The 19,833-nt window shown below is 60.2% G+C and carries 22 protein-coding genes; 8 read left to right on the forward strand and 14 right to left on the reverse strand.

What is annotated here, in order from left to right; translation table 11 throughout:
* The first annotated feature begins 26 nt into the window (after positions 1 to 26).
* Positions 27 to 1,262: a PhnD/SsuA/transferrin family substrate-binding protein gene (locus tag ACTG3X_RS06685; protein ID WP_439110464.1), complete on the forward strand. Its 1,236-nt coding sequence runs from the start codon at positions 27 to 29 to the stop codon at positions 1,260 to 1,262.
* A 109-nt stretch (positions 1,263 to 1,371) separates the two neighbouring features.
* Entirely contained in the window at positions 1,372 to 1,833 is a 462-nt protein-coding gene (locus ACTG3X_RS06690) for a DsrE family protein (RefSeq protein WP_439110465.1), read from the forward strand.
* Between the two features lie 54 nt (positions 1,834 to 1,887).
* Here ACTG3X_RS06690 and ftsA read toward each other — a convergent pair whose 3' ends face one another.
* The 8 genes from ftsA to ftsW form a co-directional block, all read right to left on the reverse strand.
* Entirely contained in the window at positions 1,888 to 3,222 is a 1,335-nt protein-coding gene (ftsA, locus tag ACTG3X_RS06695; protein ID WP_439110466.1) for a cell division protein FtsA, read from the reverse strand.
* Positions 3,219 to 4,109 (reverse strand): cell division protein FtsQ/DivIB, encoded by an 891-nt coding sequence (locus ACTG3X_RS06700; RefSeq protein ID WP_439110467.1) that lies wholly within the window; start codon positions 4,107 to 4,109, stop codon positions 3,219 to 3,221. The genes ftsA and ACTG3X_RS06700 overlap by 4 nt, the downstream gene beginning before the upstream one ends.
* Entirely contained in the window at positions 4,097 to 5,011 is a 915-nt protein-coding gene (locus tag ACTG3X_RS06705; RefSeq protein WP_439110468.1) for a D-alanine--D-alanine ligase, read from the reverse strand. The genes ACTG3X_RS06700 and ACTG3X_RS06705 overlap by 13 nt, the downstream gene beginning before the upstream one ends.
* An 83-nt stretch (positions 5,012 to 5,094) precedes the next feature.
* Positions 5,095 to 6,009 (reverse strand): UDP-N-acetylmuramate dehydrogenase, encoded by a 915-nt coding sequence (gene murB, locus ACTG3X_RS06710; protein WP_439110489.1) that lies wholly within the window; start codon positions 6,007 to 6,009, stop codon positions 5,095 to 5,097.
* An 8-nt stretch (positions 6,010 to 6,017) separates the two neighbouring features.
* Positions 6,018 to 6,269 (reverse strand): DUF2484 family protein, encoded by a 252-nt coding sequence (locus ACTG3X_RS06715; RefSeq protein WP_439110469.1) that lies wholly within the window; start codon positions 6,267 to 6,269, stop codon positions 6,018 to 6,020.
* Positions 6,266 to 7,675: a UDP-N-acetylmuramate--L-alanine ligase gene (murC, locus tag ACTG3X_RS06720; protein WP_439110470.1), complete on the reverse strand. Its 1,410-nt coding sequence runs from the start codon at positions 7,673 to 7,675 to the stop codon at positions 6,266 to 6,268. Before murC ends, ACTG3X_RS06715 begins: the two co-directional genes overlap by 4 nt.
* A 1-nt stretch (position 7,676) precedes the next feature.
* Entirely contained in the window at positions 7,677 to 8,777 is a 1,101-nt protein-coding gene (locus ACTG3X_RS06725) for a UDP-N-acetylglucosamine--N-acetylmuramyl-(pentapeptide) pyrophosphoryl-undecaprenol N-acetylglucosamine transferase (RefSeq protein WP_439110471.1), read from the reverse strand.
* Entirely contained in the window at positions 8,774 to 9,940 is a 1,167-nt protein-coding gene (gene ftsW / locus ACTG3X_RS06730) for a putative lipid II flippase FtsW (protein ID WP_439110472.1), read from the reverse strand. Before ftsW ends, ACTG3X_RS06725 begins: the two co-directional genes overlap by 4 nt.
* A gap of 251 nt (positions 9,941 to 10,191) precedes the next feature.
* Between ftsW and ACTG3X_RS06735 the strand changes: the two genes are divergently transcribed.
* From ACTG3X_RS06735 to tdh, 5 genes are all read left to right on the forward strand, one after another.
* Positions 10,192 to 11,385 (forward strand): NAD(P)/FAD-dependent oxidoreductase, encoded by a 1,194-nt coding sequence (locus ACTG3X_RS06735; protein ID WP_439110473.1) that lies wholly within the window; start codon positions 10,192 to 10,194, stop codon positions 11,383 to 11,385.
* 12 nt (positions 11,386 to 11,397) lie between these two features.
* Positions 11,398 to 11,976: a helix-turn-helix domain-containing protein gene (locus ACTG3X_RS06740; RefSeq protein ID WP_439110474.1), complete on the forward strand. Its 579-nt coding sequence runs from the start codon at positions 11,398 to 11,400 to the stop codon at positions 11,974 to 11,976.
* A gap of 73 nt (positions 11,977 to 12,049) precedes the next feature.
* Positions 12,050 to 13,231 (forward strand): glycine C-acetyltransferase, encoded by a 1,182-nt coding sequence (locus ACTG3X_RS06745; RefSeq protein WP_439110475.1) that lies wholly within the window; start codon positions 12,050 to 12,052, stop codon positions 13,229 to 13,231.
* The gene (locus ACTG3X_RS06750; protein WP_439110476.1) at positions 13,228 to 14,154 is read left to right on the forward strand and encodes a PLP-dependent cysteine synthase family protein; all 927 of its coding nucleotides are present in this window, start codon (positions 13,228 to 13,230) and stop codon (positions 14,152 to 14,154) included. The genes ACTG3X_RS06745 and ACTG3X_RS06750 overlap by 4 nt, the downstream gene beginning before the upstream one ends.
* An 11-nt stretch (positions 14,155 to 14,165) precedes the next feature.
* The gene (gene tdh / locus ACTG3X_RS06755; RefSeq protein ID WP_439110490.1) at positions 14,166 to 15,188 is read left to right on the forward strand and encodes an L-threonine 3-dehydrogenase; all 1,023 of its coding nucleotides are present in this window, start codon (positions 14,166 to 14,168) and stop codon (positions 15,186 to 15,188) included.
* Between the two features lie 139 nt (positions 15,189 to 15,327).
* Here the strand turns inward: tdh and ACTG3X_RS06760 are convergent, their stop codons facing one another.
* Both ACTG3X_RS06760 and ACTG3X_RS06765 read right to left on the reverse strand, forming a co-directional pair.
* Positions 15,328 to 15,732 carry a c-type cytochrome gene (locus ACTG3X_RS06760; protein WP_439110477.1) on the reverse strand — a complete coding sequence of 135 codons (405 nt, stop codon included), beginning with the start codon at positions 15,730 to 15,732 and terminating at the stop codon, positions 15,328 to 15,330.
* Between the two features lie 44 nt (positions 15,733 to 15,776).
* Positions 15,777 to 16,184, reverse strand: a complete 408-nt coding sequence (locus ACTG3X_RS06765; protein WP_439110478.1) for a c-type cytochrome — start codon at positions 16,182 to 16,184, stop codon at positions 15,777 to 15,779.
* Between the two features lie 127 nt (positions 16,185 to 16,311).
* Here ACTG3X_RS06765 and ACTG3X_RS06770 point away from each other — a divergent pair, with 127 nt between their 5' ends.
* Complete coding sequence (locus tag ACTG3X_RS06770; protein WP_439110479.1) at positions 16,312 to 16,758, forward strand: DMT family transporter; 447 nt, start codon at positions 16,312 to 16,314, stop codon at positions 16,756 to 16,758.
* On the opposite strand, the gene ACTG3X_RS06775 is transcribed toward ACTG3X_RS06770, so the two are convergent.
* The 4 genes from ACTG3X_RS06775 to ACTG3X_RS06790 all read right to left on the reverse strand — a co-directional run.
* Positions 16,729 to 17,202, reverse strand: coding sequence for a hypothetical protein (locus ACTG3X_RS06775; RefSeq protein WP_439110480.1), 474 nt, complete (start codon positions 17,200 to 17,202; stop codon positions 16,729 to 16,731). The two genes, ACTG3X_RS06770 and ACTG3X_RS06775, sit on opposite strands and share 30 nt — an antisense overlap.
* Positions 17,203 to 17,376: 174 nt before the next feature.
* Complete coding sequence (locus tag ACTG3X_RS06780; protein ID WP_439110481.1) at positions 17,377 to 18,321, reverse strand: calcium-binding protein; 945 nt, start codon at positions 18,319 to 18,321, stop codon at positions 17,377 to 17,379.
* A gap of 122 nt (positions 18,322 to 18,443) precedes the next feature.
* Positions 18,444 to 19,127 carry an ABC transporter ATP-binding protein gene (locus ACTG3X_RS06785; protein ID WP_439110482.1) on the reverse strand — a complete coding sequence of 228 codons (684 nt, stop codon included), beginning with the start codon at positions 19,125 to 19,127 and terminating at the stop codon, positions 18,444 to 18,446.
* On the reverse strand, positions 19,120 to 19,833 hold a 714-nt coding region (locus tag ACTG3X_RS06790), incomplete at its 5' end, for an FtsX-like permease family protein (RefSeq protein WP_439110483.1). The genes ACTG3X_RS06785 and ACTG3X_RS06790, both read right to left, overlap by 8 nt.

Here is a 19,833-nt window from a genome sequence, read left to right on the forward strand (position 1 = left end):
CCTATAGTCTGTGAGGGGAGAGAGATATGCGCAAAGTAATCGCAGCAGCCATTGGCTTGGCTTTGAGCTTTGCGCACCCAATTGACGCGCAATCCACAGACAAGCTCGCCCGCATCGGGGTGCTGGCCTATTTGGGCTATGAAGACACACTCGCGCGGTGGCACGGTCTCAAGACCTATCTTGACGCCTCCCTGCCTGACTATTCTGTCGAGATCGTGCCCGTCACGCTCGCGTCCGCATCCAGCCAGATTGCATCTGGCCAGCTCGATTTCATCCTCACCAATCCTGGCCACTTTGTTGACCTCAGCGAAAAGCACGTGATGAGCGTGATCGCCTCACGCGATGTCCAGCGAAGCGACGGCAGCTTTTCCAATTCCTTCGGAAGCCTGATTTTTGCGCGCGCCGATGCTGACATCACCGCCCTCAGCGATGCCGCTGGCAAGCGGGTGGCTGCCGTGAGCAAAAATGCCTTTGGCGGCTTTCAGCTGGCATGGCTTGAATTTGAAAGCGCAGGTCTCAATCTGTTCACCGACACAGAAGAACTCGTCTTTGTCGGCTTTCCCATGGACTCTGTGGTGGCCCACGTGGCCAGTGGCCGCGCCGATATCGGCATTGTGCGCAGCGGCCTCATGGAGCGGATGATCGCCGATGGCCACTACAGCGCCAGTGACTTCACCTACCTCAACGCACACGCAACCTATGATCACCCTGATCGTATCAGCACACGCCTCTACCCCGAATGGCCCTTCGCCGCACTGGCCCAGACAGATGCCGCCCTGCGCGACAGTGTTGCCCTTGCACTGCTCAGCGCCAAACAAACCGCCCTCTCAAACCAGCTCCGCATGCGTTACTTCTGGTCGGCACCCCTGCCCTACCAGCCAGTAGAAGAGCTGACACACGCCTATGCCGCGCGCACCGAGGCTCTGGGTACATTTGCAAAGCTCTTGCGCAACTGGCCTCTCGTGCTTGGCACGGTTATCGCGCCGCTTGCCGCGCTTTTAATCTTGCTGCGCCGCCGCCGACCAACGGCCGCGCCCCTCGTCGGCACAGCCACACCTCGGCCTGACCTCACAAAACGCGAACAAGAAATATTGTCACTCATTGCCGATGGATTTTCCTCAAAAGAAATCGCGCGCCAACTTGGGATAAGCCCCAAGACAGTCGAGTTCCACCGCGCCAACCTCCTCAAAAAGTTTGAGGCCCGCTCCTCCAGCCAACTTGTCGCCTTGGCCAGCGATACGGCGCAAATGGCCCAAACCTAGGCATCGCCCTAGCCCCAAAACCCGTGGTTCCCCCAGCTGCGCGCAAAGCCGCCTCGTGCCAGACTTGGGGCAGGCTGTGCGCAACAGCCAAACCAAGAGGGAGACTACAATGAAAAAAATTATGACCGTCGCCATGACACTTGCAATCGCGCTTGTCGTCACAAGCTTTGCCTCCGTGGCAGAGGCCTCCGAACGCTACACCAAACAAAAAGTTGTCTACCACATCAACTACGATGGTGGGGCCGATGACAAGAAATACCGCGGCGCCATGCGCAACATCCAGAACCACATCAACGCGGTAGGCGCCGACAATATGGACATCAAAGTCGTTCTGCACGGCAACGGCCTCGGCCTCCTGTCCCAAGCCAAAGCCAACGAGGCCCTGCGCGGTCAGGTGCTCGAGCTGAAAGGCCAGAATGTCGCCGTCCACGTCTGCAACAACACGCTGAACGGCCGCAATATCTCGTATGAAAATGATCTCTTTGACGTCTTTGAAGAAGATATCGTGCCAAGCGGTGTGGCCGAGCTCTCACACCTTCAACAGCAGGGTTACACCTACATCAAACCCTAAGGGCAACCACTCAAAGTCAAAGGCCGCTCTTTTAGGAGCGGCCTTTTTTATGTCTTACCAATTGTCACGGAACCAGCGCATCACCCGCTTGAGGCTGCGCGCGGGGTAGCGGTCGACCGGCAATTCGAAGTCCCACCACTCATCTTGCGGATGGGCCGCAAAAAGTGAAAGCCCAACAGCGCTGGCAAAGCCCGGACCGGTGGCCGCCTGTGGCAGGCCCTGAACACGCAAAGGTCGCCCAAGGCGCACTTGCTGCCCAAGGATACGGCTCGCAAGCCCATCAAGCCCGGGGATCTGGCTCGCGCCGCCCGTCAGCACAATCTGCTGGCTTGGCAAATGGTCAAAGCCCGCAGCATCAAGCTTGGCGCGCACCTCTTCCAGAATCTCTTCAACACGCGGACGCATAATGCCGATCAGCTCTGTGCGGCTGACAGCGCGGCGGTCATGCTCCCAATCACCTGTGTCGCCGCCGATGTCGATCATCTCGCGATCATCCACACCCGTCGCGACAACACCGCCGTAAAAGGTCTTGATACGTTCGGCCATATTCATCGGCACTTGCAGACCCATAGAAATATCGCCCGTGACATGGTCGCCGCCCAGGCGCACCGCATCAGCAAAAATCATGTGCTTTTTCATGAAGATCGACACGCTGGTTGTCCCACCCCCCATGTCGATACAGGCGGCGCCCAGCTCTTGCTCGTCTTCCACAAGAGCAGCATAGCCAGCGGCATAGGCCGATGAGTAGATACCCGCCAGCTCAAGGTCACAACGGCGCACACAATGCACGATATTCTGAACAACCGTGCCATCGACAGACAAAAGGTGCATGTCGGTGGCCAGCTGCGCGCCCATTTGCCCGCGCGGATCAGACAGGCCTGAGCGATGATCCAAAGCAAAGTTCACAGGCTGCGCATGGAGCACTTCGCGCCCCGCACCGATGTCTGGCACATCACAAGAGCTCAGCACACGGCTGACGTCTTCTTCGGTCACGACATGGCCTTCAATCCCCACTTCACCAACCAGCCCATAAGAGCGCGGATCGCCGCCCGCAAAACAGGTGATGACATGATCAACGCGAATATTGGCCATCTTCTGGGCCGCCTGAACAGCGGTGCGAATGGCGCGCTCGGTCTCGGCCATCGTGTCGATTTCGCCAAAGCGCACCCCGCGCGACCGCGTTGTTGCGGCCCCAATCACACGGAAGCCCGCCTGCCCGGCCATCGCGCCCATGCTGCTGCTTTCCATCAAAGAGTCGCTGCCGTCAAAGCGCAAAACGAGGCAGGCAATCTTGGAGCTGCCCACATCCAGAATGGCAATCACGCCCCGCTGCATGGCTGCGCGGCGCATATTGCGCATGGCCCGCTGGGATTCGTAGATCTCGATCATTCTTCTTCTTTCCCCACTTCGCTCGCGCGCACTTTCCAGCGCGTACGCGTCGCCTCATCACTCATTCTTATTGTTGGCCGATGTGCCAAGCGCACATCAACAATCGCAACGTCGCGCGCCAAAAGGTCACGCGCTGTGTTCAATGCCAGAACCCGTTGCAAAGCCTGAACAGGCCGATCTTCTGGCAACATAATGCGCTGGTCACGGTCGAGCACCACATCCCAACGGCGCTCACCGATCCGCGCAAGCCCACGCAAACGCTCTTGAAGCGGACCAGCCGCCGCAAGCACCTGCATCGCTTCCGCAAGGTTCTGCGTTACACCTTCGCCCGCAATAAGCGGCAGGTCCGGGCGGTCGGAGCGGCTCTCAAGAGCGCGAAATGCAACGCCCTCGGCATCAATAAGCTCAAGCCCCTCGTAGCTGCGCCAAACCGCGATAGGCTGACGCTCTTCCACTTCAATCTGCAAAATCCCGCCTGATTTGATCTTCACACGTGCCGCTTTCACAGCCTGCAAACCAGCCACATCGCTGCGGATCGTTTCAAGATCGATATCAAACGACGACAGCGGAAAATCAATCGGAACAATCTCGCGAATGTCTTCTGCCACCTCTTCAGAGGCCCCGTCCACGGCCATCAACTTGACCATGAATTCAGGACGGTTCTCTATCTGCGCGCGCAGATCCGCCAAGGCGAGGTTGAAGTTGTCGCGGCGCGCATCATTGGCAAAATAAATCAGCCCCACCATCAGCGCGAGACCGAAGGGAACCCCCACCCGCAGCACCTGACGAAACAAAGGTGTCAGCATCAATCGGTTGTAGCGGTAGTTCCAGCGGCTCGGCGCCGGGTCTGAGCGCAATGTGCTGCGCAATGGTTTCATCTCCCGCATGAGGCATCCTCCACCATCCATGCGCAAAGCGCACCAAAGCTCATACCTGTTGCAACAGCCTGTTCAGGGCTCAGCGATGTGGGCGTCATACCGGGCTGGGTGTTTGTCTCCAACAGCACAAGCCCGTCTTTGCCACGCGCTTCATCCCAGCGGTAATCTGTGCGGCTCACACCCTTGCAGCCAAGCGCCTTGTGCGCGGTGACAGCATAGTCCATGCAAAGCTCGAATATTTCCTGCGGAATATCGGCAGGGCAGATGTGGCTTGAGCCGCCCTCTGTGTATTTCGCATCATAATCATACCAGCCCTCGGTCACGATCTCCGTAACAGTCAGGGCCGTCTCCCCCATCACAGTTGTCGTCAGCTCGCGTCCGGCGGCATAAGCCTCAACCATAACTGTCTCGGGCATATCGTCACTGAGCTGGGGTGGGCCGTTGGCGGCTTCCTGCACAATATAGACCCCCACAGAGGAGCCCTCGTTGAAAGGCTTCACCACATAGGGCGGCGTCATCATGTGCTGCGCTGATACATCGGCCTTTGAGGCCAGAAGCGAAGGCACAACAGGTAATCCATGGGCGCGGTAGACATCTTTGGTGCGCTCTTTGTCCATCGCCAGGGCAGAGGCCAGAACACCGGAGTGCGTGTACGGAATGTGCATCCATTCCAGAATGCCCTGCACGCAGCCATCTTCACCCCAACGGCCATGCAACGCATTGAAAGCAACATCAGGGGCCAGCACGCGCAAACGCTCGGCCAGATCCTGCCCAGCGTCCAACTCCGTTACATCATACCCTTCTGCGCGCAATGCTTTGGCACATTCTCGGCCCGACACGAGAGACACCTCGCGCTCCGCCGATGGTCCGCCCATCAACACTGTCACTTTGGGGGTTGTCCTGCCCGACATACCCGATCCGCCTAAAATTGGGGCCTTTTGCGGCCCTCGTTACTATTTTTCGTCTGTTTTCGTGTCGTAATTTAGTGCCTGACTCACGGGGTCGGTTCACCGACCCTCATAATTTCCCACTCTAGCGTGATCCCACTGTTTTCGTAAACCTTTTTTCGCACCTCTTCGCCCAAACTCTCAAGATCAGCCGCCGTAGCGCCCCCTGCATTGATCATGAAATTGGAGTGCATCTCGCTCATTTGCGCGCCCCCAACGCGCGCGCCGCGCAGTCCCGCGTCGTCAATCACCTTCCACGCCTTCAGTTCATGCGTATCATCCGCCTGCCCTGTCGAGCTAAAGCCGGCGGGGTTGCGAAAGGTGCTGCCCGCGCTGCGCTCTTTGGTGGGCTGCGTGGCGTCGCGCTTGGCAAGCTGCTCTTCCATGCGCGCATGCAGCACTTCCGGCACACCGCTTGGCCCTTCCAATGTGGCCTCAACCAAAACCCAGCCCTCAGGCAGCGCGCTCTGGCGGTAGGCAAATTCGAGGTCGTCGCCCGTAAGCGTGACGAGTTCACCCGCCCGCGTCACGGCTTTTGCCTCAACAAAAACATCCGCGGTATAGCTGCCGTAGCAGCCCGCATTCATCTTGACCGCGCCACCAATCGCGCCGGGGATCGTGCGCAAAAACGTCAGGTCAATGCCTGCATCTGCGGCTTTGCGCGCCACATGTGCATCCAGCGCCGCAACACCTGCGCGCACGCGGTTGCCCTCGATCTCGATGTGGTTAAAGCCACGGCCCATCTTCACAACAACCGCCCGCAAACCACCGTCACGCACAATCAGGTTGGAGCCAACACCCATAGGAAAAACGGCCACGTCAGTATCAAGAGCGGCCAGAAAACCCGCCAGATCATTCACATCTGCGGGCATAAACAGCCAGTCAGCAGGCCCGCCAACACGCAGCCACGTGAGGTCGCTCAAAAGCTTGCCTTGGCTCAACTTGCCCCGCACCTCTGGCATCATGTTCTTCACCCCGACTTGCGCGCGCCACGCATCCAGCGCATCAAATAAACCAACGGCCAGCGCAACATGCTCATAGCCGCCGCCAAAACCAAAAGGCCAACCCACGGCCCGTTCTCAAAGGTCACATAACCCAAAAGCGGAATACCAACGCCAATCAGCACATAGGCCGCACGCCAGTAGTTGTCGCGGCTTGGCAACATGGCCACAAAGTTGGCGACAGCGGCCCAAAGGCAGGCAAGTGTCAAAGAGAGTGTCATCGGGCCGCCTCCAAAAGTGCAGGCAAGCTATTGGCCCAGGTGCTGATCGTCCCCGCGCCAAGGCAGACAACCATATCGCCCTCTTTGGCCTCGGCCAGCACAAGCGCAACCAGCGCCGCTTCGTCGGGCACAGCTTGTGCGTTGCGGTGACCATGCGCAATCAGCCCCTTGATCAGATCATCACGGCTCGCGCCCTCTATCGGCGCTTCACCAGCGGCATAGACATCGGCGATGCCCACAACGTCAGCCTCGTTAAAACAGGCGCAGAATTCTGCAAAATGGTGGTGCAGTCGCGTGTAGCGGTGCGGTTGGTGCACAGCGATCACGCGCCCGTCACAGGCCTGACGCGCAGCCTTGAGCACCGCCGCAATCTCTGTGGGGTGGTGGCCATAGTCATCAATGATGGTGACACCGTTCACCACACCAACCCGCGTAAAGCGGCGGTTTACCCCGCCAAAGGCGGCCAGCGCCTCGCGGATTTCATCGCGTTTCATGCCCAAGTGCCGCGCAACAGCGACAGCGCTCAAAGCGTTGGACACATTGTGATCACCCGGCATCGGCAGGGTACAGCCATCAATCCGCGTGCCCTCGGCCTGCAAAACAATATCAAAACACGCCACACCCGCCTTATAGGTCAGGTTCACCGCCCGCACATCGGCCTGCGCGTTAAAGCCATAGGTCGTGACACGGCGGTCGGTGAGCTTGCCGACAAGCTCCTGCACGTCGCTGTCATCGGTGCAGCACACGGCAAGGCCGTAAAACGGAATGTTGGAGACAAACTCGTAAAACCCTTTGTGCAGGTTCTCCTCTGTGCCCCAGTGCTCCATGTGTTCAGGGTCGATATTGGTCACAATCGCGATTGTGGCTGGCAGGCGGTTGAATGTGCCGTCGCTCTCGTCGGCCTCCACAACCATCCACTCTCCATCGCCCGAACGCGCATTGGAGCCATAGGCGTGAATGATCCCACCGTTCACAACAGTCGGGTCAAACTTGCCATGGTCCAACAGCGCCGCAACCATCGTGGTGGTGGTTGTCTTGCCATGTGTGCCCGCCACCGCGATGTTTGATTTCAGGCGCATCAGCTCGGCCAGCATCTCGGCACGGCGCACAACAGGCAGCCCTTTCAGGCGGGCCTCATCAAGCTCCGGATTGCCCGGCTTGATCGCCGATGAAATGACAACAACCTCGGCATCCGCAAGGTTTTCCGCGCGCTGCCCCTCAAAGATCAACGCGCCCATATCTGCCAGACGGTCGGTGATCTTGGAGCGCTTCAAATCGCTGCCTTGCACCGTGTATCCGTGGTTCAACAGAACCTCGGCAATCCCCGACATCCCGATCCCGCCAATACCGACAAAATGGATCGGCCCGACATCACCGGGCAGCTTGGTTGCGGCTGCTGCACTCATATCACTTACCTTTCTGCGCCAGTTCTTCGACCAGCTTCTGTAACTCTTCTGCGGCTTCCGGCTTTGACACCGAGAGCGCCGCTTGTGACATCATGAGCGCACCTTCCTGTGTGTCCATGACGCTCAAAATCTGTTCGCTCAAGGCTTCTGCCGTCAGCTTGCTCTCGGGGATCACAATCGCCCCACCCGCCTCGGCCAGCCCACGCGCGTTCGCGCTTTGGTGGTCGCCCGCTGCCGCCGCAAACGGGATCAGGATCGCGGGGCGCCCGATCACGCTGATGTCGGCCACACTGGAGGCGCCCGAGCGCGAAATCACAAGCTGCGCCTCACTCATGCGCGCAGGTACATCCTGAAAGAACGGCTCCACCTCGGCAGGAATGCCGTGATCTGCATAATATTGCGCCACGCGCGCGCCATCTTCGTCGCGTGCCTGATGGGCCACGCGCAAATGCTCCAGCAATGCTTCAGGCAGCAAGGCAATCGCCTTGGGCACAATATCACTCAGGATTTTTGCCCCTTGAGAGCCACCAATCACCAAAACAGACATGGGGTAAGGCCCGGGCGCAATATAGCCCGCCCCCGCGCGCTCAAGCACAGAGCCGCGCACAGGGTTGCCCGTGTGAATGCCGTCCACACCGTCAGGCAGGTTTGTCGGCCATGTGCCGCAGGCCACCACATCAACCCGCTTGCAGAAAATCTGGTTCACACGGCCCAAAACACCATTTTGCTCATGGATCATCCGCGGGTGGCGCAAAAGCCATGCCGCGCCCATGGCTGGAATAGTCGGATAGCCCCCAAAGCCGACAACCACATCAGGCTTGTCGCGCAGCATCTTGAAGCTCGCGCGCAGAACACCGCCCAGAATGCGGAACGGAACCGCCAGCTTGGCCGCCGCCCCACCGCGTGCAAATGTGGCACTGCCCACCTGCTCGATCTCGACCGAATGGGGAAACCCGCCCGTATAGCGCGCACCGCGCGCATCGGTGCTCAGCTTCACACGCCAGCCTGCGCGCAGCATCCGCTCCGCAAGGGCCTGCGCCGGAAACATATGTCCGCCCGTGCCCCCTGCAGCAATAATTAGCAGCGGCTTTTTCTCACTCATCTCTTCTGACCTCTGAAGATATCTTCGATCTCCCCTTGCGGCCTTGAGCGTGTAAATGCAAGCAACATGCCCACCGCAATCCCCCCCGCAATCAGAGAAGAGCCCCCATAGCTCACAAACGGCAATGTCATGCCTTTTGCTGGCAAGAGCCGCACGGCAACACCAAGGTTGATCATGGCCTGAACCCCGAAGATCGCAGCCAGACCCGTGCCCGCAAGGCGCACAAAAGGATCCCGCTCACGGATCAACCGCATCATGGAGCGCACAACGATAATCGCATAAAGCGCAATAATGCACAGAACGAGCACCAGCCCGTATTCTTCAGCCGCGACCGCAATGATAAAATCAGTATGCGCATCAGGCAGGCTCCACTTCACCTGCCCCTCGCCCACGCCAACGCCAAAAAAACCGCCTTCACGGATCGCGTTTGTGGCATAGCCAAGCTGCGTGCGCGGGTCGACCTCAGGGTTGAGAAAGCCGTCAATACGGCGCGCAAAGTGCTCCGAGGCATTGTAGGCAAACATACCCGCCAAAGCCACACCCCCGCCAAGCCCGACAAGCAGCGCTATCGGCGCACCGGCAATAAAATACATCACGCCCCAGCCAAAAAGCAAAAGCGCCGCCTGACCAAAGTCAGGCTGCATCGCAAGGATAAAGACGATGATCACCAGCAGCGCAAAAGACAGCGCCTTGCCGGGCGGCCCGTTGATCTGAAAGCTCGCCGCCATCAGCCATGCCGTCACCACGATAAATCCGGGCTTGAGAAACTCGCTCGGCTGCACCGAAGCAAAGCCAAGGCTGTACCAGCGCACAGCCCCCTTGCCAAAATCGGTGCCAAAAACAGGCAGCCCCAGAAGCGCAATGAAGGAAACAAGAAAGCCGATCACAGCCAAACGCCGCACAAGCTGGGGCGGCATCATCGAGGTGATCAGCATCGCCATCAGCGCAAGCCCGCCAAAAAACGCCTGCCGCTGCACATAGTGAAACGCCCCAAAACCGTTGCGCTCCGCCAAGGGCGGGCTGGCCGCAAGACCCAGCAAAAGCCCGATCCCGAACAACAACAAAATGCAGGATAAAGTCCACTTATCCAGCGTGCGCCACCACTTGGGCAGCACAGGTTCACCTGTTTGCACGGAGATCGTGCCATACACCATTTCTGTCATTTAAACGTCACCGCTATCTGCCTCAACCGCCCCTTTCCGGGGTCGTTGCGCAAAGGATAGCACGGTGATTCGCCTTTGGGAAGTAGGCGATGCGGCAGCACGGCCAAAGTTTGACTTGTGCAAAGAGCGGCTGATGCTGCTCGGTGCACAAATGTCTGTCCTACCTAGCTGTCGGGCGGAAAGCTCTTGCGAACCAAGCCCCCCCCTCAAAACCCCTTGCCCCTTTCGCCAGCACCCGCTAGCCAAACGGCATGCAAATCAACACACTCATCCTTGGCGCAGGCGCCGCTGGCCTTATGTGCGCCGCCCACGCGGGGCCAAACACGCTTGTCATCGACCACGCCAAAAAACCGGGTGAGAAAATCCGCATCTCGGGCGGCGGACGTTGCAACTTTACCAATATGTATTGCACGCCGGAAAACTTCCTGAGCGAAAACCCGCATTTCGCCAAATCTGCCCTTGCACGCTATACCCAATGGGATTTCATCGAGCTGGTGGCACGTCACGGCATCGCCTACCATGAGAAGACACTGGGCCAGCTCTTTTGTGACGGCAAATCCACCCAGATCGTCCAGATGCTGCTTGATGAAATGGCCCGTGCCGAGGCCTCGCTCTGGCTTGAAACATCACTCATCAGCCTCGCCCATGACGGAGCACATTTTGCCGCCACCCTTGAGCACAAAGGCAAGCGCAAAACCGTTTTCGCGCAAAATGTGGTTGTCGCCACAGGCGGCAAATCCATCCCGAAGATGGGCGCAAGCGGCGTGGCCTATGACATCGCCGCGCAGTTCGGCCACAGCCTCACCGAGACGCGCCCGGCCCTTGTCCCTTTTACCTTCTCCGACAACCCCTTCACGCCGCTCGCAGGCACCGCCGCCGACACCCGCGCCACCGCAGGGCACGCAAGCTTTGATGAGGCCACACTCTTCACACACCGCGGCCTCTCTGGCCCCGCGATGCTGCAAATCTCCTCCTACTGGCAAGAGGGCGAGGCCATCACGCTCAATCTTGACCCGAACAATACAGTGCTCGCCGCGCTGCGCGACCAGCGCCAGACACAGGGGCGCAAGCAGCTCACAACAGAGCTCGCCCGCCACCTGCCAAGCAAACTCGTTGACCACCTCACAGCTCCGCTCGCCCTCACAGGCAAGCTTGCCGACCAGTCCGATGCCCGCCTCAGCGAGATCGTCGAGGCCCTGCAAAACTGGCAACTCAAACCCACAGCCACCGAAGGCTACCGCACCGCCGAAGTGACACTTGGCGGCGTTTCAACAGCCGATATCAGCTCCAAATCCATGGAAAGCGCCCACCAAAAGGGCCTCTACTTCATCGGCGAATGCGTCGACGTGACAGGCTGGCTCGGCGGGTTCAACTTTCAGTGGGCCTGGGCCTCTGGCGTGGCTGCCGCGCGTGATATTGCCAGCCGCCCCCAAAGCTCCGTATAACAGCTTATGGACATGGACCACGACATCACCAAACATCTGGCGAGCCGCCTCAAAGAGGCCCGCAGCGCGCGCAGCCTCTCGCTGGAAGCGCTGGCGCAGCTGTCGGGCGTCTCCCGCTCCATGCTCAGCCAGATCGAGCGTGGCGCCTCCTCGCCCACTGTGGCCAGCCTCTGGAACCTGACACGTGCCTTGGGCGTTGATTTTGCAGGCCTGCTTGACAGCTCTGCCACCCCCGAAAGCCCGATCCTTGAGCACACGCGCGCCGCCGACACGCCTGCCTTCACAGAAACAGGCAAAGCCTGCACCATCCGTATTTTGTCAGCCCCCACCGATGTTGGCAAAACCGAGATTTACGAACTTCTGTTTCAGGCTGGCGGCAGCCTTGCGTCCGAGCCGCATGATGCTGGCGCAATCGAGCACCTCACAGTGCTCACAGGCAGCCTCACCGTGACAAGCGGCGACGCCGAGGCCACCCTCGCCACAGGCGACACGCTGCGCTACCGCGCCGATCTGCCCCACGCGATCCGCGCGCGCGACGCCGCGCGCGCCGTGCTCGTCGTGAAGCATGATTTGGTGGTAAATCCGTCATAACGGAAACATATCTTTTATATTGACATTTTGCTGTGCACAGCTACCTTTGATGAAACTTCAAGGGAGTGCGCCCATGTCCGCCTTTTTATCCGATATCAAAGCCACCCTCGCCCAGATCGAGGCTGACGGCCTCTTCAAACGCGAGCGCGCCATCAGCACGCCACAGGCCGCGCATATCACGGCCGAGGGGCGGCCCATGCTCAACCTCTGCGCCAACAACTACCTCGGCCTCGCAGACCACCCCGCACTCACGCAAGCCGCCACCCGCGCCATGCAAGAGCACGGCTACGGCATGGCCTCAGTGCGCTTCATCTGCGGCACAGCCGACTTGCACCGCGAGCTTGAAAGCGCACTGGCCCGCTATCTGGGCATGGACGATGCCATCCTCTTCGCCGCCTGTTTTGACGCCAACGGCGGGCTTTTCGAGCCACTGCTCGGCGCGGAAGACGCCATCATCTCCGATGCACTCAATCACGCCTCCATCATTGACGGTATCCGCCTCTGCAAAGCTCAGAGATACCGCTATAAAAATAATGATATGAATGACCTGGAAGAACAACTTAAAGCAGCACGTAAAGCAGGTGTGCGCCACATCATGATCGCGACCGATGGTGTTTTCTCCATGGACGGCACCCTTGCCAGCCTCTCCGAGATCACGGCGCTGGCCGAGAAATACAATGCGTTCACCATGGTGGATGACTGCCACGCCACTGGCTTCATGGGCCCGAAGGGTGCGGGCACGCCGGCCCATTTCGGTACGCGCGTTGATATCCTCACAGGCACGCTTGGCAAGGCGCTCGGCGGCGCGCTCGGCGGCTATATCGCAGGGCCCCAAGCCGTGATCGACCTCTTGCGCCAACGTGCACGGCCCTATCTCTTCTCCAACGCGCTGCCCCCCATGATCACAGCCGCAGGCATTGCCGCGCTCAAGCTGGCTGAGGAAGGTGACGCGCTGCGCGCTCAGCTCTTTGCCAATGCCGCCCACTGGCGCGCAGGGCTTGAAGCGCTTGGCTTCACCCTGCTCGAAGGCGAACACCCCATTATCCCCGTCATGCTGGGCGAGGCCCAGCTGGCGCAAGACATGGCCGCAGCCCTTGACCGCCGTGGCGTCTATGTCTCGGGCTTCTTCTTCCCTGTCGTGCCCAAGGGCCGCGCGCGCATCCGCACCCAGATGAACGCAGCCCTCACCCGCGAAGACCTCGACACAGGCCTCGCTGCCTTTGCCGAAGCAGGCCGCGAAGTGGGCGCAATATGATCCTGCCAGACATCACCCACGCCATCGGCAACACACCGCTGGTCGCGCTGGACCGCCTCACCGCCCACCTCGGGCTGACAGGCCGTATCCTTGCAAAATGCGACCACATGCTGCCGGGCTTTTCCAAGAAAGACCGCGCCGCACTTGCCGTCATCCAGGCCGCCCGCGCCTCGGGCACGCTCAAAGCAGGCCAAACCGTGGTCGAGCTGACCTCTGGCAACATGGGCACAGGCCTCGCCATTGTGTGCGGCCTCAAAGGCCACCCCTTTGTCGCGGTGATGAGCGAGGGCAACAGCCCCGAGCGCGCCGCCATGATGCGCGCCCTTGGCGCAGAAGTGGTGCTTGTACCGCAAGCCGAAGGCGCGGTTGCTGGCGAAGTGTCAGGCGCAGATCTGGCGCTGGTAGAGGCCGCAGCGCAAGCGCTCACACAAGAGCGCGCCGCCTTCCGCGCCGATCAATTTGCACACCCGAGCAACCCGACAGCCCATGAGACAGGCACCGCCCCCGAAATCTGGGAGGCGTCTGAAGGCACTGTCACGGCCTTCTGTGACTTTGTCGGCTCGGGCGGTACATTGGGCGGCGCGGCCCGCTTTCTAGGCCCGCGCGGTGTGGCCTGCTATGCGGTCCACCCCGACACGCCCAACCACCCCATACAGGGCGGCGGCTATAACATGCCAACGCTGGCCCACCTCAAAGGCGTGCCACTTGCAGGCAATATCACCGTGACAGGCAACGAAGCGCGCCACCACGCCCGCCTGCTTGCCCGCTTTGAAGGCATCTTTGGAGGCTTTTCTGCCGGAGCCAATCTTGCTGGTGCAGTCAAGCTGCTCGCAGGCCCCGCAAAGGGCGGCACAGTTGCCATTGTCATCTGTGACTCTGGGTTGAAATACCTCTCAACCGACCTCTGGAAAGACGCGTCATGACCCGCAACACCATGCAAGCTCTCGTCAAAACCGCCCCTCAGAAAGGCCTGTCTCTCCAGCAAGAGCCTGTGCCCGAGATCGGCCCCGAAGACGTGCTGATCCGCGTGCACAAAACCGGCATCTGCGGCACGGACCTGCACATCTGGAACTGGGACGACTGGGCCGCGCGCACCGTGCCAACGCCGCTCATCACAGGCCATGAATTTGCAGGCGAAATCGTGGCTCTGGGCCGCGATGTGCAAGAGCTGTCCATCGGTCAGCGCTGCTCGGGCGAAGGCCACCTCATCGGCAAAAAGTCCCGCCAAAGCCGCGCAGGCAAATTCCACCTCGATCCGGAAACCCGCGGCATCGGCGTCAACGAACACGGCGCTTTTGCCGAATATCTGCGCCTGCCGGCCTTCAATGTCGTGCCCCTGCCCGATGTGATTGATGACGAAGTCGGCGCCATCCTCGACCCGCTCGGCAACGCCGTTCACACAGCGCTCAGCTTTGATCTGGTCGGCGAAGACGTGCTCATCACAGGCGCAGGCCCCATCGGCATCATGGCCGCCTGTGTGGCGCGCCACGTCGGCGCGCGCCATGTGGTCATCACCGATATCGACCAGCGCCGCCTCGATCTGGCCGCAACCGTGGCCGATGTGACCCCCGTCAACGTCGCCAAAGAAGACCTCAAAGACATCGAAGGCACCCTCAAAATGCGCGAAGGCTTTGATGTGGGCCTTGAGATGTCAGGCTCCCAGGCCGCGCTCGACCAGATGGTCGAAAACCTCGTCATGGGCGGGCGCATCGCCCTTCTGGGCATCCCCCCGGGTAAAAGCCCCGTCGACTGGTCGCGCATCGTCTTCAAAGCCATCACACTCAAAGGCGTCTATGGCCGTGAAATATTTGAAACATGGTACAAGATGATCGCCATGCTGGAAAACGGCCTTGATGTGCGCGGCGTCATCACCCACCGCCTCAAAGTGGCAGACTACGCCCAAGGCTTCCAAGCCATGCAGGAAGGCTCGGGCAAAGTGGTTCTGGACTGGACATAACCCAAGCCAGACCTGTCGGTCTTTCTTTTTGCCACAAATATCCTAGGGGGAGAGGGGTCAAGAGCCCGTAGGCGATTGACCCCGAGGGGGACAAAGTCCCCCTCGCCCCGGTCGGATTTGGCAAAGCCAAATTCGACCCTTACTTCTGAATGCTTTCCATATAGGCAAGCAAGGCCGCCAGAGGGCGCGGGGTCGGTGTAAACACGCCCTCACCCGTCTCAATCGGCACGCTCGGCCCCTCAAGCAAAAGGCCGAACTCGGGCATCTCTACATCTTCCGCCGCCTTGCGCTTGTAGCCGTCGATGTAGCTCAAGACACGGTTCACAGGAAAAGCGCCGCCATTGTCGCGCGTGAGCGTGGTCAGGTTCACAGGCTTCACACTCAGATCGCCCGCCAGCGGCCCGTCACCGGTCCCGCTTGCCCCGTGGCACATGGCGCAATTGGCGTCATAGGCCGCGCGGCCTTCGCTTGCGTCTGGCATCTCTGCATTCATACAAGCCGCCAGCGTCACCGCCGCAGCCAATCCGCTCAAAATATACCGCATTTGCTCGCCCCTTTTCGGTTTTGCTCCAGCCTAAAGAAACGGCCCTAGCGCTGCAAGCCTTCCAAGTGGCGCACAAGCGCCACAAGCGCGCGAGGCGTGGCGAGGGTTTGCCCATCTGCCGTTTGCCACATCACCCTGTCATCCGCTGACAGATCAGAAAAATCAGGCATATCGCCAAAATGCCCGGGGCCACCGTAGCCATGTATCTTCGCAAGCACATCATCTGCCGGAAAGCGGCCCCCATTGCGCGCAGCAATCTGCGTCAGATCGGCCGGCGCCTGGTCAAGCCCCGCAGCGGCGGGCCCGTCGCCGCGCCCGCGCACGCCGTGGCATGCAGCACAATTGTCAGAAAAGAGCATACCGCCACTCTTGGGGCCGTCGGTCTCAAGCAAAGCTGTGGTGCATCCTGCCAGAAGGGCCAAAGCCCAGACAGCCGCGAGTGCATATTTCATCGCGCATCTCCTCGTTTGCCCCAACCTGTCAGAGCGCGCGCGCCTTGCGCTTTGATCTGGATCATCCGTGCAGACCATGCCACTCTTTGCGTGACCCAAGAGACACCCACCGCCAAGGACACAGACCATGCACAGCCCCGCCTCCTACGCTCTCATCATGCTCGCCGCAGGCATCGGCATCCCTGTTCTGGCCGCGCTCAACGCAAGCCTTGGCACGCGCCTTGGCACACCTTTCGCCGCCGGGGCGATCCTGTTTTGTGTGGCGCTCTCAGCCGCTCTGATCATGCTCTTTGTCACAGGCAGTGCAAGCGCGCTCGCCAAAGCCCCCGCCCAGCCCAAACACCTGTTTCTGGCAGGGCTGCTTGTGGCCTTCTACGTGCTCTCCATCACATGGGTCGCGCCGCGCTTTGGCGTGGGCAACGCGGTGTTCTTCGTGCTGCTCGGTCAGCTCGTCTCGGCCGCCATCATTGACCATTTCGGCCTTTTTGGCGCGCGTGTCTCGCCGCTGTCGCTCACCCGTGCCGGCGGCATCGCCCTCATGGCCTCAGGGGTCTGGCTCACCCAGCAGGCCTAGCTGTGGAGCGTTCATGGTCGTTGGGCGCAAGCACCGCGCCCGCAACTCTTTCACAGATGCCACATCAAGGCGCAGCGCCGCCAGAATATCTTCCTCCCGGCGAAAGATTTTGACCTGCACACCACCCTCAAACTCGGCCAGTGACTGATACATCCGCGCAACCCCGTAGGCCGTGTCTTGTGGCGCAAAGATGTTACAGCTTGTCGGTGGGCCGCTCTTGTCCTCGGCGCCGTTCACCATCGAGAGCGCAGACCAGACCTGCTTGAAGCCGACATCCAGCTCGCCCAGCTCGGAGAAGTCACAAAACTCCCGTCGCCCCGGCCTGAATTCGGGGCCAGCGAGATAGTCCTCAAACATTTTCCGAAAATCAGCCAGTTCAACACGGCCAAACCAATGCGCATAAGCAAGGTCAAGATCTGTGGAGATACCAATTTCAATCGGCATAGACGCAGCCCCACCTTACGGTTTTGCGACCCGCTTCTTCTTGTTTCACAAACGCCACCCCCAAAACATACTGCACCACTCTGTGGCGCGCGCCATACAACCAATGGTAGATCAACAAGACACGCAGGTCTAGAAAAATACATCGCCTCACGTCTGGAAATTGGCGGGGCGGCCTCACAAAGCGCTGAAGGCCTCAAAGCCGAATTGCGCCTCAGGCACCGCCGCCTCAAGCCCGTTGAGCGAAATCTCGACACCCGTTGAAAGCACAACCGTTACGCCCGTCGCATCAATGCGCTGGTCCACAACCGAGGGCACATCCCCCGCCTCATGCAGCACAATCAGCTGGTCTTCCCTTGGGTCAAAGTCCGTGATGGTTGCCCCCAGTTCGACATCCGACAGGATGTAATGCCTATCCGCACCTGCGCCCCCCTCGCCGATATCCCCCTCACCCAACATGAGCGTGTCATCGCCCAGACTGGCCACAAGACGGTCGATTTCGTCATCAGAGCTGCCGTCATCAGTGTTGCCGTTGAGCACATCATCGCCCAGCGTGGCCAGAAGCAGGTCGGCCCCCTCGCCGCCCACAAGCGTGTTGTTGCCCTCACCTGCATCAATGCGGTCATCTCCCGCGCCACCGTCAAGATAGTCGTTGCCGCCGTTGCCGTTGAGCGTGTCATCGCCCGTGCCCCCACGCAAAACATCGTCGCCCTCCCCGCCGCGCATAAAGTCGTTGCCCGCAGCGCCCTCCAGCGTGTCATCGCCATGATACCCCGTGAGGTCATCATCCTCGCGGCCACCTTGCATCAGGTCAGCCTCGACCGTGCCCAAAAGCGTGCGCCCATCTTCCGCCAAGCTCGGCTCAGCCGTGCCCTCTGGGGGTGTGCCCTCTGGGGGTGTCTCTTCAGCAGTGGTCTCTTCGGGGGTGGTCTCGTCAGGATCTGCTGCCTGATCAAAGGTCAGAAGCGCGTCAACAGCCATAATCTCTGGCGCCTCCGCCCCATCCTGAGCCGCAGCACCCGCCGCGCCCATGTCGTCGGCGTCATCGCTTTCACCGTCTGAAAGCGGCACCATCATCAGGGGCAAGCCCAACAAGGCCATCAAAACCATAGATGTTAACATCTGTCTGCCTCTCGCATTTCAGGGTCATGTCGCCCCGTTTGCAAACAGTGTCTCGTTTCAATTTGTCAAAAATATGCACTACTTCGGGCGTTATCATGCCGCATGAAGCCGCGCATCTGGCTCTAGGCAGGCACAAGCAACCCGTCTTCCAGCCGCACACATCGGTCCATCCGCGCGGCCAGCTCAAGGTTGTGCGTGGCAATCACCGCCGCCAGCCCCGTTTCCCGCGCCAGCCCCATGAGGGCGGCAAAAACCTGATCAGAGGTTGCAGGGTCAAGGTTGCCCGTGGGTTCATCTGCCAGCATCAACCGTGGCGCATTGGCCAGCGCACGGCAAAAGGCAACGCGCTGTTGCTCGCCGCCTGACATATCTGCAGGCCTGTGCGCCGCGCGCGGCCCAACCCCCACATGCTCCAGAAGCCCCATCGCGCGCGCCTTGGCCGCCCCGCGCGCTGCGCCATTGGCCAGCTGGGGCAGCATCACATTTTCCAGCGCGCTGAACTCGGGCAAAAGGTGGTGGAACTGGTAAACAAACCCCACATCCTCGCGCCGCACCGTCGTGCGCTTGCGGTCAGAGCGCCCCGTCATGTCCTGCCCGCCAATCGCGACGCGCCCGGCACTGGGCGTATCGAGCAGCCCCGCAATGTGCAAAAGCGTTGACTTACCCGCCCCCGACGGGGCCACCAGCGCCACGATCTCGCCAGCGGCGATCTCAAGCTCGGCCCCCCGCAACACGCGCACCTCATTGGGCTTGCCTGCGTTGTAGACCTTTTCAATGCCCTCAAGGCGCAACACCGGCTCACTCATAGCGCAAGGCCTCCACAGGGTTCATCCGCGCCGCGCGCCGCGCCGGAAAGATCGTCACAACAAAGCTCAGCCCAAGGCTCAGCGCGACAGCGCTCATCACATCACCAAACTGTAGCTTGGCGGGCAAAAACGAGATCCCGCGCACCGCAGGGTCCCATATACCGCCACCCGAAACACCGTTTACGATGGCAAAGATCGGGTCAATGTAGATGGCAAACAGACAGCCCAGCACCACGCCCATCGCCGTGCCAATGATACCTGTGAACGCCCCACAGATGAAAAACACCCGCAGCACCGCGCCCTCCGTCAGGCCGATGGTGCGCAGAATGCCAATGTCGCGGCCCTTGTTCTTCACAAGCATGATCAGCCCCGAGACAATGTTCATCGCCGCAATCAAAACAAGGATCGAGAGGATCACAAACATCACGTTGTCTTCAATATCGAGCGCCTTGAGAAATCCGCCGCTCGCGTCTTTCCATGTCCAGAGCAAGGCCCGGTCGCCCCCAGCCTGAATGAGCGGCAGCGTCATGCCTTCCACGTCGTCAGGCTCGGCAACCATCACCTCGATCTCGTCGGCCCGCCCCTCGCGGTTGAAAAACACCTGCGCCTCGCCAAACGGCATATAAACACGCGTGCGGTCAATGTCATAGCGCCCCGCCGTAAAGATATAGACCACCTCATAGGCCTTCACGCGCGGGCTGGTGCC

It is taken from the genome of Lentibacter sp. (assembly GCF_965658795.1).
Lineage (GTDB): Bacteria > Pseudomonadota > Alphaproteobacteria > Rhodobacterales > Rhodobacteraceae > Lentibacter.